The sequence below is a fragment of the Mesorhizobium hawassense genome (assembly GCF_003289945.1).
Classification (GTDB): domain Bacteria; phylum Pseudomonadota; class Alphaproteobacteria; order Rhizobiales; family Rhizobiaceae; genus Mesorhizobium; species Mesorhizobium hawassense.
Window position 1 is genome coordinate 368,548 of record NZ_QMBP01000003.1, and the last position, 14,940, is coordinate 383,487.

Sequence of the window (14,940 nt, forward strand, 5' to 3'; positions counted from 1 at the left end):
AGCATGACCGACTACAAAACCCTGATCGATGCCGAAACCTGGGCCTTCATAGAGAAGACCAACTCCTACTATCCGCCTGATACGATCGACTACACGATCGAAGAGCAGCGCGCGATCTACGATCGGATGTGCCGCGAATTCTTTGCCGGCTATCCGCAAGCGGTGACGGCGGAAACCATCGCCATCACCTCCCCCACCAACAGCATCCCGATCCGCATCTACCGCAACGGCGCCCCGAACAAGGCCGCGATGGTGCTCTACATTCATGGCGGCGGCTTCATCCTCGGCGGCCTGGACAGCCATGACGATGTCTGCGCCGAGCTTTGCGCCCGCACCGGCCACGAGGTGGTCTCGGTCGACTACCGGCTGGCGCCGGAGCATCTGCATCCGGCGGCCTTCGACGATGCCATGAACGCCTTCGAATGGGCCGCCAGGACCTATGACCGCCCCGTACTGCTTTGCGGCGACAGCGCCGGCGGCAATCTCTGCGCCGCGGTAGCGCATGCGACCCGCGGCCATGTGAAGAAGCCGATCGGCCAGGTACTGATCTATCCCGGCCTCGGCGGCGACCGCTCGCGCGGCTCCTACGTGACCCATGCGGAGGCGCCGATGCTGACCGTGCGCGACCTCGAATTCTACAAGCATATCCGCACCGGCGGCGTGGACCGGACCGGCGACATCACGCTCTATCCGCTGGCAGACGCCGATTTCGCCAATTTGCCGCCGACCGTGCTGATTACCGCCGAATGCGACCCGCTGTCGTCCGACGGCGAGGCCTATCGCGACCGGATCCTCACGGCCGGCGGGCGGGCATATTGGTTCGAGGAGCCGGGACTGGTGCACGGTTATCTCAGGGCCCGGCACATGGTCGGCCGGGCGCGGTCGAGCTTCACCCGCATCGTCGAAGCGGTTTCGGTCCTAGGCCGCTCCGACTGGATTTGGTAACGCCTCACGGCTAGGGCGCTTTTCGCTCCGCTATCCTCCCATGAACCTTTCCACGCCGGCCAGCGACTGATGGCCAGGCGCCGCAATGGTGCGGCCCCGGAAAGGGAAAGCCGCCATGACCAGAAACCCAGAGACTCCACGGTCTCCGGGAACGACGGGAGTCCAGCGCGATCACCGCCTTCGGGAAGGGGTCGACGCGCTGGGCTTTCGGCTCGTTCCGTTGACCCTGCCCAGGAGCAGGCGTATCGTCACGCAGACGAAAGCAGACAATTCGATCGGGGAAGAACGTGCCGCAACGCCGCGCCTTGCCCTGGTTGGCGCGGCAGGAACGGACGTTACTCCCAGCGGCTTCGGGGGGAGTTCAATGTCTGGCGCTCACGGCTCGCTCGTGCGTTCTCATCGTGGCCGTTTGCGCCGCGCAATCACCACAAGCAGCGGGATCCTAGCCCTGGCGCTGTCCGCCGGCCTCTGGCTCGGCGGCGTGGCGAAGGCGCAGGAAACCCAGATCATCTATCCCGGCTCGATGGCGGTCACCGGCTTCCCCGGCACCGTCATTCCTGGTTTTGACGAAGGCTTGCCGCCCGGCGTCGATCCGGTCGACGAAACCTTCATCGATACCTCGCGCGCTTCCTTGCGCATTTTCGACGTCTCGCATCTCGGCGGCCCGGCCTCGGGCCAACTGGTCAACACACCACCGCCCTTCGAGGTGAGCGCCGAGCAGATCGGCGAGGTATTCGGCCTGACCTATGACGACGGCGTGCGCGATGGCCTGCCGTCGGGCATTCCCAACCTTTATGCCGCCGCGACCTCGCTGCACGGCGTCGAGATCGTCACGCCGGACGCCGACAGCGACGGACGTGCGGAGCGACAGCGCCGCGGCACCGCCGGCGCCATTTTCATGGACGGCCAGTTCGGCACCGAGAATGGCGGCGGTCCCGGCACGATCTGGAAGATCGACGGCATCACCGGCGCCGTCTCGAAATTCGCCGACATCGACACCAATAGCGGGCCGGGCATCGGCAACCTCGCCTTCGACCCGATCCACCGTGAATTCTTCGCCTCCGATCTCGACACGGGCCTGATCCACCGCATCGACGCCACCGGCCATCTGGTCGACACGTTCGACCATGGCGTTGCCGGGCGTCCGGCGCATGGGCTCGCCCCGGTCGCCGACGACGGCGCCGTCATGGACATCCAGGGCGCCGCCTTCGACACCGAAGACCCCGAGACCTGGGGCTACACGCAGGATGAGCGCCGTGTCTGGGCGGTCTCCTATCATGGCGGCCGGCTCTATTATTCGGTCGGCGAAAAATCCGAGATCTGGTCGGTCGGCATTGCGCGCGACGGCACTTTCGCCGGCGACCCGCGCTGGGAGCTGACGGTCAAGGCCGACAAGGATTATGCCGTCACCGATATCGCCTTCGACAATAAGGGCTTCATGTATCTCGCCCAGCGCGGCCCGGTCGAAAACCGTTACGATTACAGCCGCTTCGCCGATTCCGGCAAAGGCGAGCTGATCCGCTACTGGCGCGAGGACCCGGATGATCCGGCGACGGAGTCCGTCTGGGTCGAGGTGCCGCAGGAATATGCGGTCGGTTTCCCGCAAGGCAACCGCCAGTCGGCCGGCGGCGTAGACCTGCAATATGGCTATGACGCAGAGGGCAATCTCGATACCTCGGTCTGTACCGACACCGTTGTCAACACCGGCGACAAGCTGCGCGACAATCCAGAACTTGCCGAGAAGCTCGCCGCCGGCGGGCCGCTCGCCGTGCATGGCGTGCAGCTGACGCCGAGCGCGCTGGTCAAGCCGGCCAACGTGCCGCCTTTCGGCTCCTGGTTCGTCGATTTCGACGGCTATTTCGAAGACCCCGAGGTCGAAGGCCATGTCGGCGACGTCAGGGTCTGGCGCCCCTGCGAGGGCCGCGCCGGCTATTATGAGGAAATCCCCGGCGGCTACCTGCCTCCCTTCTACCCGCCGGACTTCCCACCGCCCGGCAACCTGCCGCCCTGCGTGGATGTCGAGGACGTGCACTACTACTGCACCCCGCGCGGACTGCAGGCCGATCTCTATCTCCATGACCATGCCGGCTTCGGCGGCGATTCGATCAAGGCGCAATCCAGGACGCCCGGCGTCGGGGTGACAACCCCCATGTCGCATGTCCCGGGCAAGCCCTACACGATCGACATCACCGGCCACTATCCTGGCGACACCGTCAATGTCGGGCTCTGCTTCTACCGCAAGTCCGACCAGGACAAGGGTGGCTACTACCCTTGCTGCAAGATGACGCTGCCGCTCAGAACGCCAGCCGTCAGCTGCGAACGTTGAGGGAGGGACGGATGAACAATCCCGCCCTTTCCCGGTTCGTCGCAAGCAACCCGAACACCGTCATGGAGACGATCATGAAACCCCTGTCATACGCCAGGCGCGGCGCGCGCTGGCTGATGGCGGCCGGTATCGCGGTCGCCATGCTGCCGGCCTTGCCGGCGCTTGCCGAAGACCTTGCTCCCGCCGGCCAGCTCGAAGCGGTCGGTCCCGAGCCCAGGCTCGACCTGGACAACCCGCGCATCGTCAATCCGGAGCCGGGCCGCATCGTGCCCTTCTTCACCAAGATGGGCGGCCAGCGCGGCTGCGACTACGTCTATTACACCTTGAATTTCGGCCTGCGCGGCAATGCGCAGGCCTTTGCCAACCCGGCCTTGGCCAATGCCTTGAAGAACGCCAGGATCGATTTCAAGGACCAGCTTGCGCATGGCCTGCAGATCGTCAGCGTGCATGTGTCGGGTGACGGCACGGATGCCGGCGGCGGGCCTCTGCCCGGCGCCGCGATCAGCAGCTCGGCCGATCCCAACGATACGTCGACGGTCTCCGATTTCCGGATTTCCGCCGACGATCTCGACGGCTCCGGCGCGCCGAACGAACGCGTCATCACCTTCCGGATCCTGGCCAAGATCGACCAGGCGGCGTTTCCGGCGCCGGCCAATGTCGACAACCAGGGCCAGATCAAGGTGTCGATGGGCGGCGGCCCGGGGACCATCATCCCGTCGCAGGATCCGGGCAAGCCGGATGACGGCGACTTCCTCACCGGCGCCAAGACGACGGTGCGCATCGACGTCACCAAGTGCAATCCGCCGCCACCTCCCGGCAAGGAATGCTTCAAGGTCGAGCACGGCACGGTCGACTGTGTGCCCGGCGGCGGCGCCTTCATCTACCACATGCCGGTCGGCCCCGAGATGGGCGGCAAATGGGTGCAGGTGTCGACGACGACGCCCGGCATCACCATCGTTCCCGACACGCAGAAGGTGCCGGTCGGCGGCGGCGTGCTGAACTGGAAGATCATCGGCGCCTCGCCCGGCGAGGCCATCCACCTCATCGTCACCGGCATCGAGACCTATGCCGGGCCGAAGGAAGGCTGGGGGCTCTGTTGCACGCAGGTCATCGACATCGTCATCCCGCGTGACCTCAGATGCCCGCCGAAGGACAAGGAACCGGATCTCAAGGTGGAGAAGCATGCCGACGTGCCGCGCTGCACGATGGCCGGCGGCTGCGACTTCACCATCACCGTCACCAATGTCGGCGACGCGCCCTATAACGGTAAGATCGTGCTCGACGAGTTGACGTTGCCGGCAGGCTCCGTGCTGACCTCCGGACCGAATGCGCCCTGGGTCTGCGTCCCCGGCACGACGCCGATGACCTGCACCTATCCGCCGACCACGCTCAACCCGGGCGCTTCCGTCGACCTCAAGCTCGGCTTCAGGCCGGCTGGCGGATGGCAGGGCAGCGCGCTGCGCAACTGCGCCGCCTATGACTACCAGGCCAGCGGCAAGCCGCTGTTCGGCAGTCAGCAGAACGACCGCGGTTGCGCCTCGATCCCGATCTGCCGGCGTGGCGATCGCGATCCGCAGTGCCAGCCTCCGGTCGAGAAGAAGGTCGACCTGATCCTGAAGAAGCGCGCCCGCATCCCGGTCTGCACGGCCGACGGCGTCTGCACCTTCGTGATCGACATCATCAACAACGGCACCAACATCTATAACGGGCCGCTGACGGTGATCGACAACTACCCCGGCGGCGCGCCGACCTCGTCGACCTTCGGGCCGAGCCCGCCCTGGACCTGCGGACCGAACGGCCCCGGCCAGTTCCGCTGCGACAATGCCGGCACCTCGCTGCCTCCGGGCGCCTCGACGCCGATCGTGGTCAAGGCGGTGATGCCGGCCAACTACCGGCCGGACACGGTCGAGAACTGCGCCGAGGTGAAGGCCATTCCCGGCGAGGTCGACCTCGCCAACAACAAGGCCTGCGCGACCGAGCGCATCCGCCATCCGAATGGCGGCCAGCCCGGCCTGCGCATCACCAAGACGTGCGACGGTTCGCTCGCCGGTGCTGCCACGGTTTCCTGCCGCATCACCGTCAGCAATGCCGGCACTGCCGCCCCCACCGGTCCGGTGCGGGTCAGCGATGCCGCGGCCCTGGTGTCGGGCGGAGCACCTGTCCAGATCCAGACCGTCACCCCTGACGGCGCGGAGTGGAACTGCGGACCGGTGCCGGCCAACGCGCTGTCCTGCCAGATTCCCGGCGCCGTGATGACGCCCGGAACCAGCCGGCACTTCGACGTGACGGTGAGCGGCAATGGCGCGTTCGAGAACTGCGCGCGCGGCTCTTATGGGCCAGCGCCCGGCGACGACATCGTCTACCCGATAGGCCAGGCCTGCGCGAAGGGCGGCGGCGGCTCGACCATCCGTGTCGAGAAGACCGGCGATGCCGAGTGCCAGCCGGGCCAACCCTGCTCGTTCGAGATCACCATCACGAACGACGGACCGAACGCCTTCTCCGGTCCGGTTCGGATCGGCGATGCGATCGGCGTCGAGGGCCTTGGCCGGCTGGAGGGCGTTCAGATCACCTCGATCGACCCGCCTTTCGGCTGCTCGCCGGAACCGACGACGCTGCCTCTATCCTGCATCGCCAATCTGACGCTGGGGGCCGGCGAAAGCCACAGTCACCACGTCACCGTGATGCTTCCCGAGGATGGGCGTCTCGCCAATCTGCAGGGGACGGTCAACGGGCAGAACTGCGTCGGCGTGCTCTCTCCGAACACGCCAGTCGAGGGCGGCGAGGTGTTGTCGCGCGATGCGACCAACATCCAGGGCAATCGCGGCAAGGCCTATGCGTGCCACCCCTTCACCATCAGGCATGAGGTGAAGAACCAGTGCTCGTTCGGGCTGGTTCTCAACTCGGCCGGCCGCTGCGTCTGCCCGGAGGGCACCACCTTCCGCAACGGCCAATGCTCCGGCGGCGGCACCAATCTGCTGCCGCTGCCACCGCCGCCGCGCTGCATCCTGTTGCAGGGCCAGATCCGGACCAAGGACGGACGTTGTGTCTGCCCACGTGGCACCGAGCTGCAGAACGGCAAATGCGTGCAGGGCGAAGAGCCGCAGTGCACGCTGCGTCCCGGCCAGTACCGCGACCAGGACGGCAATTGCGTCTGCCGCCGCGGCGAGCTGGTGAACGGCGTATGCCAGGTCATTCCGCCGAAATGCACGGTGCGCGGCGCTATGCCTACCTTGGACGGAAGCGGTTGCACCTGCCCGGATGGCACACATCTCGACCGTGTGGCCAGGGCCTGCGTGCCTGACCGCGAGCCGCCTGCCCAGTGCCGCATCCGCGGGCAGTTCCGCAACGGCGACGGCGATTGCGTCTGCCCGCGCGGCACGGAGGTGCGTGACGGCGCCTGCCGGCCGACCGTGTCCAGGCAGTGCCCAATCCGCGGCCAGGTGCGCGACGCCAACGGCGACTGCGCCTGCCCGGACGGCCTGGAAGTACGCGGCAAGGCCTGTGTGCGGCCGAAGCCGAGCCAGGAGCAGTGCACCATCCGCGGCCAGATCCACAACAAGCGGGGCGACTGCGTCTGCCCGCGTGGAACCGAGGTCCGCGACGGTGCCTGCCGCAAGCCGCAACAGGAATGCGCTCCGGGCTCGCGCTTCATCGACGGGCAGTGCCAGCCGGTGCTGATCAGGCGTTGCCCGGAAGGCATGACGGGCCGTTTCCCGAACTGCCGCAGGCGGCCTGGCATCGATATCAATCCCGGCATCCTGCTCAACCCGAACGTGCTGCAGCAGCTCGTGCCGCAGCGCCAGCCGCGACGGATCATTCAAGATCCGAACGGCGCCAACATCCAGAACTTCAAGCCGTAAATCGCGGCGACTGAAGACGAGACCCGCCGGAGCGATCCGGCGGGTTTTTCTTGTCCACTCGGCTGCAAAATGCTCTAGAGCAATTCCAGGAAAAGTGCGTAGCGGTTTTCCGTTCGGAATTGCGTCAAAACAACAAGATAGAGCGGTTCGCCGTTTCTGTGAAACGGTGAAACGCTCTAGGCAGTCCTGACATTCGCGTCTGCAACAAAAGCGAGCCCGACCATGACCAAAAAAACCCTGATCGCGCCATCGGTGCTGGCATCGGATTTTTCAAAGCTGGGCGATGAGGTCGAGGCGGTCGCGGCGGCTGGCGCGGACTGGATCCATCTCGACGTGATGGACGGCCATTTCGTACCCAACATCACCTTCGGACCGCCGGTGATCAAGGCGATCCGCAACCGCACCAAGGCCTTCTTCGACTGCCACCTGATGATTGCGCCGGCCGACCCTTATCTGGCCGCCTTCGCCGAGGCCGGCTGCGACGGCATGACCGTGCATGCCGAAGCCGGACCGCATCTCGACCGCTCGCTGCAGACCATCAAAAACCTCGGCAAGAAGGCCGGCGTCTCGCTCAATCCGGCGACGCCGGAAACAGCGATCGAATATGTGCTCGACCGGCTAGACCTGATCCTGATCATGACCGTCAATCCGGGCTTCGGTGGGCAGGCTTTCATCCCGGCGATCGTCGACAAGGTGAGACGGGTCAAGGCGCTCATCGGCGACCGGCCGATCCGCATCGAGATCGACGGCGGCGTTTCGGCGGAAACGGCGCCGCTGGTGACCGCGGCCGGCGCCAGCGTGCTCGTGGCGGGCGCCGCCGTCTTCAAGGGCGGCAGTGTCGAAGCCTATAGGGCCAACATCGAAGCAATTCGAACGGCCGCCGATAGAGCCGCCAGTTAAACGTATAACCGCCCCACCTCTCGCGGGAGTTGCACAGTCGCGGCAGCGATTGAACGACTGTTCAATATATCAGGCCAAGCAGGAATATCGGCTTTTTGTCGAGATTCTACTTCACACAATAAATAGACCGCCCGCCTTGTCTTAAAGTCGAATATCGTCATCTCCCGCTTGAGGCGCCATTGCCCGGCTGTATGATACATGTGCGGGAGATTGCTTCGCCGAGGGGCCCTGGCAGAACAGGGGCAAGCAACAGGAGCTCGATTGACAAACGGAAACGCCGAACCGGGCGGAGGCAAGGGTGCCAAGAGCACGCTGGCCAGTTCGGTCTACCAGCAACTCCGCGACGATCTTTTGCGCGGCGCGCTGGAGGCCGAAAGCAAGCTGCGCGTCGAATGGGTCGTCTCACGCTATGGCGCGGGCGCGTCGCCCGTGCGCGAGGCGCTCAACCGTTTGGCCGCCGAAGGCCTGCTCGGGCGGCACGACCAGCGCGGCTTCTTCCTCATGCCGGTCAGCGCCACCGAACTGGAGGAACTGACGCGCACGCGTTGCTGGCTCGAAGAGCGGGCGCTGCGCGAATCGATTGCCCATCGCACCGCCGAATGGGAGGAACAGCTGGTGCTGGCCCTGCACCGCTTGGCGCGTGCCGACCGGCGCCTGCCGGAAGACCCGGCAACCAACAATCCCGAATGGGAGAAGCTGCACCGCGCCTTTCACCACGCGCTGATCGCCGCATGCCAGTCCCACTGGCTGATCGGCTTCTGCGACCAGCTTTCCGACCAGGCTTCGCGCTACCGCCTGATCTCGCAAAACGCGCCGGGCATAGAGCGTGACGAAATCGGCGAGCATCGCTTGATTGCCGAACGCACGCTTGACGGTGACGCCGACGGTGCTGTCGAAGCGCTTCTCAAGCACTACCGCCTCACCGCGGCGATGTGCATGGAACGCTTCGCGCAGGGCTATGACCCGAGAGCCGGCCTTGCCAAGGCGCGCCGCAGATAGCGAGCTGAAGACCCGTCACGCGGTTTTTGCTCCAGCCGCCAAATCTGCTATTCGCTCAGGCGGGCGGGACGCTCTTGCCATTGGGCTCCCGCGCGCCCAGAGCATTTCACCGTTTCATGGAAACGGCGAACCGCTCTATCCTCTTGTTTTGACGCAATTCCTGACGGAAAACCGCACACACTTTTCCTGGAATTGCTGTTGAGGACGTTTCATGACCAATCATCTGTTCGACGCCTTTTGTTCCCGCATGCCGGCGCCCGACCGGCTGCTGATGGAGACGGATGACGGCCGCTCGATCACCTATGGCGATATGCTGGCCAGTTCGGCGCAATTGGCGCATGCGCTGGCGCAGGCGGGTGTCGAGCCTGGCGACCGGGTCGCCGTCCAGGTCGAGAAGAGCCCGGAGGCGGCGCTGCTCTACCTCGCCTGTCTGCGCGCCGGCGCGGTCTTCCTGCCGCTCAACACGGCCTACACGCTGCCGGAGCTCGACTATTTCTTCCGCGACGCCGAGCCAAGGCTGATCGTTTGCGATCCGGACCGCCTCTCCGGCGTCGAGCCGCTTGCCGCGTCGATCGGCGCCACGGTGCTTACGCTCGGCCGCGACGGTCAGGGAACGCTGGCCAGCCAGGCTTCGCGGCAGGCGACGGAGTTCAGCGATGTCGCGCGCGGACCGGACGACCTTGCCGCGATCCTCTACACCTCCGGCACGACCGGCCGTTCCAAGGGCGCGATGCTCAGCCACGAAAACCTCGCCTCGAATGCCCGCGTGCTGGTCGAACAGTGGCGCTTCGGCCCCGACGACGTGTTGATCCACGCGCTGCCGATCTTCCACACGCACGGCCTGTTCGTCGCCACCAACGTCATCCTGATGGCCGGCGCGAAAATGTTCTTCGAGCAGAAATTCGATCCCGGGCGCATCCTGTCGCTGATGCCGCGCGCCACCGCTTTGATGGGCGTGCCCACCTTCTATGTGCGGCTGTTGCAGCAGGACGGCCTGTCACGCGAGGCGGCCAGCGCCATCCGGGTCTTCATCTCGGGCTCGGCGCCGCTGCTGGCCGAGACGCACAGGGCCTGGCGCGAGCGCACCGGCCACGCCATCCTCGAGCGCTACGGCATGACCGAGACCAACATGAACACGTCCAACCCGTATGACGGCGAGCGGCGCGCCGGCACGGTCGGATTCCCCCTGCCCGGCGTCTCGTTGCGCATCACCGACCCCGAAAACGGCAAGCCGCTGGCCCAGGGCGAAATCGGCATGATCGAGGTCAAGGGACCGAACGTCTTTGCCGGCTATTGGCGCATGCCCGAGAAGACCAGGGCCGAATTCCGCGACGACGGCTTCTTCATCACCGGCGACCTCGGGCTGATCGATGCCGGCGGCTATGTGCACATCGTCGGGCGCGGCAAGGACCTGATCATCTCGGGTGGCTACAACGTCTATCCGAAGGAGATCGAGACCGAGATCGACGCGCTCGACGGCGTCGGCGAAAGCGCGGTGATCGGTATCGCCCATCCGGATTTCGGCGAGGGCGTCACGGCGGTGGTCGTGCGCAAGCCGGGATCGTCGATCGAGGCGGCCGACATTGCCACCGCCATTGCCGGACGGCTGGCGAAATACAAGCACCCGAAGCAGGTGATCTTCGTCGATGAGTTGCCGCGCAACACGATGGGCAAGGTGCAGAAGAACGTCTTGCGTGAGACGTATAAGGATATCTACGCCAAAGCCGGCTAACGGTTATCGAGTCGATACGTCAACAGGGACGCGATGGCGAGTGAGATCGGTTGTGATCCTTCGCGCCTCCCTCTGTCTGCCGGACATCTCCCTCACTTGGGGGGAGATTGGCAGCTTCGGCGCCTTGCTCAATCCTGAGACGTAGGTGATTTGCGAAGGCCGCGCTGACGGCTGATCTCCCCCCCTTTGTGGCCCCTTGTGGGGCAGATGTCCGGCAGGACAGGGGGGGCGCTGTCCCGCCGACCTTTAAGGCTTCGAAGGGCTACGACGTCTGAGAGGCCTACGCCCCAAACACCTTCTTGCCGCCGATCCAGACGTCCTTGACATCCAGATCCTCCGACAGCCCGACAATATCGGCGGCGGTGCCGTTGGCGAAGCGGCCGAGGCGATGCGCCTGGCCGATCGCCTCGGCCGGATAGAGCGAGGCCATGCGCAAAGCCTCGTCGAGATCGAGCCCGACGACACGATGGACGAAGCGAATGGCGGAAATCATGTCGAGGTCGGCGCCGGCCAGCGTGCCGTCGGCGAGCCTGAGGCTGCCGTCCTTGCGGTAGATGGTGCGGCCGTTGAGCGTGAAGGAGGTCATGTCGGTGCCGATCGTCGCCATGGCGTCGGTCACCAGCACGATCTTGCCCGGACCCTGCTTGCCGCGAAGCGCGAGGATCATCGTTGCCGGATGGACGTGGATGCCGTCGGCGATGATGCCGGCGTACAAGCCGCCAGTGTCGATCGCAGCACCCGCCAGACCCGGCTCGCGGTTGCCGATCTGGCTCATGGCGTTGAAGAGGTGAGTGACCACCGTGGCGCCGGCTCCGGCGAAGGCGCTGGCCGTCGCATAGTCGGTGTCGCTATGGCCGAGGCTGACGACGACACCGGCCTTGGCCAGCGCCGCGACGCGCGCCGGCTGGACCGATTCCGGCGCGATCGTGGTGAGCAGCACGGGAAGCTCCCTGCGCGCCGCGATGAGCGCCGCCTGATCGGCATCCGTCATCGGCCGGATCAACGCCGGGTCATGCGCGCCCTTTCGTGCAATCGACAGATGAGGCCCTTCCAGATGCAGGCCGAGGAAGCCCGGCACCTTTTCCCGGGCTGTTTCGGCGCCGGCGGTAACGGCAGCGGCGGTGATCGCGGGCGTGTCGGTGATCAGCGTCACCAGCAGCGCCGTCGTGCCGAAGGGCGCGTGCGCACGGCAGATGGTTTCGATCGAGGCGACATCGGGATGGTCGTTGAGCATGACGCCGCCGCCGCCATTGACCTGGATGTCGACGAAACCGGGCACCAGCAGGCCGCCGCCGGTCTCGACCGCGGAAACGCCGGACGGAATGGCGCCGGCGGGCAGGATGGCCTCGACAACGTCGCCATTGACGACGAGAGCGGCATCGTCATGCCAGTCGGTGCCGTCGAAGATACGGGCGCCGGTGAGTGCGAAACGGCCGCTCATACGGTTTCCGTCACCTTGCGCAAATTGCGCGGTGTATCCGGGTCGAGGCCGCGATGGCGGGCGAAGGCCTCGACGAAGCCGTAGAAAGACACGATCAGCGGCAGCGGATCGGTCAGCGGATGGCCGGTGGCGACATACGGCAGAAGCCTGGCGGCCTTCGCCTTGTCAGAGGTGATGAAGGCGGCGGCGCCCTTGGCCGCCAGGCCGTCGGCGGCCTCGGCGATCGAGGGTTCGGACGCATCGCGCGCGGCAAGCGCCAAAACCGGGAAATCCGGCCCGACCAGCGCCAGCGGGCCGTGCATGACCTCGGCGGCGCTATAGGCCTCGGCGTGCATGGCGCAGGTTTCCTTGAATTTCAGAGCAGCCTCGCTGGCGATCGCGAAGGACGGGCCGCGACCGAGGATGAACAGCGATTGCGGGTTCTCCAGAGCGCCGGCGAGCGCCATCCAGTCGCAGGCGATCGCCTTCTCGAAATGGCCGGGCAGGCCGGCGAGCGCCTTCAGCAAGGGCTGGTCGTTGGTGGCATGCGCCATCAGCGCCAAGCCGGCGACGGCCGAATTGACGAAGGTCTTGGTGGCCGCGACGCTGCGTTCCGGTCCAGCCAGAATGTCGATGGCATAGTCGGAGGCGCGCGCCAGCGGCGAGTCGGCCGTGTTGGTGATGGCGACGGTGAGGGCGCCGCCGGCCCGCGCCGTTTCGGCCATGGCGACGATGTCGGGACTCTTGCCCGACTGCGACACCGCCAGGCAGGCGGATCCGCGCAGCCTCAGCTTGGCGCCGTAAATGGACGCGATCGACGGTCCAACGGACGCGACGGCAAGGCCCGCCGTCAGCTCGACGGCATATTTCATGAAGGTCGCGGCATGGTCGGACGAACCGCGCGCCACGGTGACCACGAAATGCGGGTCACGCTCGCGCAGGCCGCGACCGGCCTCGGCCAAGGCCGAAGCCGAGCCGTCGAGAAGGCGAGCGGCGGCATCGGGGATCTCATCGATCTCGCGCCGCATATGAGTGGTGTTGGCGCTCATGGCCGGATCTCCTCTCCCGGCCCGGTCAGCCGGAGCTCCGCGACGAAATCATAGGCGTCGCCCCTGTAGACCGAGCGGGTGAACTCGATCACCTTGCCGCTCGCCAGATAAGAAATGCGCTCGATCTGCAGACCGGCAACCCCCGAGGGCACTTCCAGGAGGCGCGCATCGGCGTCGCCGAGATTGGTGGCGGAGATGCGCTGCACGGCGCGTACCGGGCGATTACCGGTGGTTCCCAGCGCGGCATAGAGCGATGAACCGATCGCTTCGGGGTCCGGCAGCACGCTGGCCGACAGCGCCGCGCGCTCGATCGCCAGCGGCGTGTCGTTGGCGATGCGCAGGCGCGCGACACGCGCCACCAGCTCGGTCGAGGACAGGCCAAGCACCATCATCTCGTCCGGCGACGGCGCATAAAGCCCGCGGTCGAGCCAGACCGAGCGGACGCTCATGCCGCGACGCGCCATATCCTCGGTGAAGGAGGTGAGCCGGGACAGGGATTGCTCGACGCGCTCCATACGCGGCGCGACGAAGGTGCCTGAGCCATGACGCTGGACGAGGACGCCGCCCTTGACCAGGTCCTGCACCGCCTTACGCACGGTGACGCGCGAGATATCGGCCTTGCTGGCGATGTCGCGCTCGGAAGGCAGCGCGTCGCCGGGGCCGATCAGGCCGCGATTGACCGCTTCCTCGATGCTTTTTCTCAGCTGCAGATAGAGCGGCGCGCCGCTCTGGGAGGATTCTCTCAACATGGCGAAGATCTGGTCGGCGGCGCTCATCGGGCGGCCTCCGGACCCTTGATGAAGACGCGCACGGCCATCTGCACGGCGCCGCCCAGCGCGTCGTCGAGCGGGGCTTTGAGCAGCGCCTGGTAGCGCACCGACAGGCGCGACGCGTAAAGCGGCGCCAGTCCGCCGAGCAGGCAGAGCGGCGCTTCGTCGGAAAGATCGAGCGCGCCGAGCGAAGCCTCGACATCGGCCACCGCCTTGCCGAGGATCCAGTTCGCGACGAGGTCGCCCTTTTCGGCATGCTCGAAGACTTTTGGCGCGAAGCCGCCGAAATCGCCCGGCTTGGCATTGGTGGTGAACTCGACCACGTCCTCGGGATTGTTGCGGAATACGGCGAGCATGGCGTCCGTCAGCGGCGAACCCGGGCGGATGCCGTCATAGGCAAGCAGCGTCTGCTCCAAAAGGTCGCGGCCGATGCGGGCGCCGCTGCCCTGGTCGCCGACCTGAAAGCCCCAGCCGCCGATGGCACGCGATTTCCCACCTTTACGCGCCATATAGGCGGTGCCGGTGCCCAGAATGGCCATGGCGCCGTCGCCCGAGCCGACCGCGCCCTCGAGCGCGATCTCGGCATCGGTTTCGACGCGACTCCGGCTGAAGGGCAGGATTGCCTCGAGCTGCTTGCGGTAGGTGCCGACATTGGCGCCGGCTAGGCCAAGAATAGCCGGGGTGTGCGGGATCTGCTCCGGATCCGCGCCCGCGGCGAGGAAAGCCTGCCTGGCAGCCTCGACGATGTTGGCGCGAGCGCCGGTGAGGTCGGTGCGGATGTTGGCGGCGCCGCTTTTGGCGCGGCCGACGACAGCGCCGTCGACGGTCGCAAGGGCCGCCCTGCAGCTGGTGCCGCCGCCATCGATGCCAAGCACGAATTTCACGCGATTTTCTCCTCGGCCCGGATAATACCAATAAAATACCAATAGCCAAGAGTTA

10 protein-coding genes are annotated in these 14,940 nt (G+C 66.1%); 6 read left to right on the forward strand and 4 right to left on the reverse strand.

Annotated features, from left to right (window positions below; all coding sequences use genetic code 11):
• Positions 1–3: 3 nt before the first annotated feature.
• The 6 genes from DPM33_RS09055 to DPM33_RS09080 all read left to right on the forward strand — a co-directional run bounded on the left by DPM33_RS09055 (position 4) and on the right by DPM33_RS09080 (position 10,762).
• A complete protein-coding gene (locus tag DPM33_RS09055; protein WP_112097055.1) occupies positions 4–945 on the forward strand; it encodes an alpha/beta hydrolase in 942 nt (313 codons plus the stop codon).
• 85 nt (positions 946–1,030) lie between these two features.
• Positions 1,031–3,271, forward strand: coding sequence for an NHL repeat-containing protein (locus tag DPM33_RS09060; protein ID WP_167449002.1), 2,241 nt, complete (start codon positions 1,031–1,033; stop codon positions 3,269–3,271).
• A gap of 11 nt (positions 3,272–3,282) precedes the next feature.
• On the forward strand, positions 3,283–7,131 hold the full coding sequence (locus tag DPM33_RS09065) for a DUF7929 domain-containing protein (RefSeq protein ID WP_112097057.1): 3,849 nt from the start codon (positions 3,283–3,285) through the stop codon (positions 7,129–7,131).
• Positions 7,132–7,353: 222 nt separating this feature from the next.
• Positions 7,354–8,031 carry a ribulose-phosphate 3-epimerase gene (rpe, locus tag DPM33_RS09070; RefSeq protein ID WP_112097058.1) on the forward strand — a complete coding sequence of 226 codons (678 nt, stop codon included), beginning with the start codon at positions 7,354–7,356 and terminating at the stop codon, positions 8,029–8,031.
• A 261-nt stretch (positions 8,032–8,292) separates the two neighbouring features.
• Positions 8,293–9,030: a GntR family transcriptional regulator gene (locus DPM33_RS09075; RefSeq protein WP_245442056.1), complete on the forward strand. Its 738-nt coding sequence runs from the start codon at positions 8,293–8,295 to the stop codon at positions 9,028–9,030.
• 211 nt (positions 9,031–9,241) lie between these two features.
• Positions 9,242–10,762, forward strand: a complete 1,521-nt coding sequence (locus DPM33_RS09080) for a malonate--CoA ligase (protein ID WP_112097060.1) — start codon at positions 9,242–9,244, stop codon at positions 10,760–10,762.
• A gap of 280 nt (positions 10,763–11,042) precedes the next feature.
• Here DPM33_RS09080 and nagA read toward each other — a convergent pair whose 3' ends face one another.
• The 4 genes from nagA to DPM33_RS09100 are packed head-to-tail and all read right to left on the reverse strand — an operon-like array spanning position 11,043 to position 14,885.
• Complete coding sequence (gene nagA / locus DPM33_RS09085; RefSeq protein ID WP_112097061.1) at positions 11,043–12,203, reverse strand: N-acetylglucosamine-6-phosphate deacetylase; 1,161 nt, start codon at positions 12,201–12,203, stop codon at positions 11,043–11,045.
• Positions 12,200–13,231 carry an SIS domain-containing protein gene (locus DPM33_RS09090; RefSeq protein WP_112097062.1) on the reverse strand — a complete coding sequence of 344 codons (1,032 nt, stop codon included), beginning with the start codon at positions 13,229–13,231 and terminating at the stop codon, positions 12,200–12,202. Before DPM33_RS09090 ends, nagA begins: the two co-directional genes overlap by 4 nt.
• Positions 13,228–14,007, reverse strand: coding sequence for a GntR family transcriptional regulator (locus DPM33_RS09095; protein ID WP_112097063.1), 780 nt, complete (start codon positions 14,005–14,007; stop codon positions 13,228–13,230). The genes DPM33_RS09090 and DPM33_RS09095 overlap by 4 nt, the downstream gene beginning before the upstream one ends.
• The gene (locus tag DPM33_RS09100; protein WP_112097064.1) at positions 14,004–14,885 is read right to left on the reverse strand and encodes a glucosamine kinase nucleotide-binding domain-containing protein; all 882 of its coding nucleotides are present in this window, start codon (positions 14,883–14,885) and stop codon (positions 14,004–14,006) included. Before DPM33_RS09100 ends, DPM33_RS09095 begins: the two co-directional genes overlap by 4 nt.
• Positions 14,886–14,940 lie beyond the last annotated feature (55 nt).

Bases quoted from the DNA above. Each gene is read 5' to 3' on its own strand.
- DPM33_RS09055 (WP_112097055.1), top strand. From the start codon at position 4: ATGACCGACTACAAAACCCTGATCGATGCCGAAACCTGGGCCTTCATA.
- DPM33_RS09060 (WP_167449002.1), top strand. From the start codon at position 1,031: ATGGTGCGGCCCCGGAAAGGGAAAGCCGCCATGACCAGAAACCCAGAG.
- DPM33_RS09065 (WP_112097057.1), top strand. From the start codon at position 3,283: ATGAACAATCCCGCCCTTTCCCGGTTCGTCGCAAGCAACCCGAACACC.
- rpe (WP_112097058.1), top strand. From the start codon at position 7,354: ATGACCAAAAAAACCCTGATCGCGCCATCGGTGCTGGCATCGGATTTT.
- DPM33_RS09080 (WP_112097060.1), top strand. From the start codon at position 9,242: ATGACCAATCATCTGTTCGACGCCTTTTGTTCCCGCATGCCGGCGCCC.
- nagA (WP_112097061.1), bottom strand. From the start codon at position 12,203: ATGAGCGGCCGTTTCGCACTCACCGGCGCCCGTATCTTCGACGGCACC.
- DPM33_RS09090 (WP_112097062.1), bottom strand. From the start codon at position 13,231: ATGAGCGCCAACACCACTCATATGCGGCGCGAGATCGATGAGATCCCC.
- DPM33_RS09095 (WP_112097063.1), bottom strand. From the start codon at position 14,007: ATGAGCGCCGCCGACCAGATCTTCGCCATGTTGAGAGAATCCTCCCAG.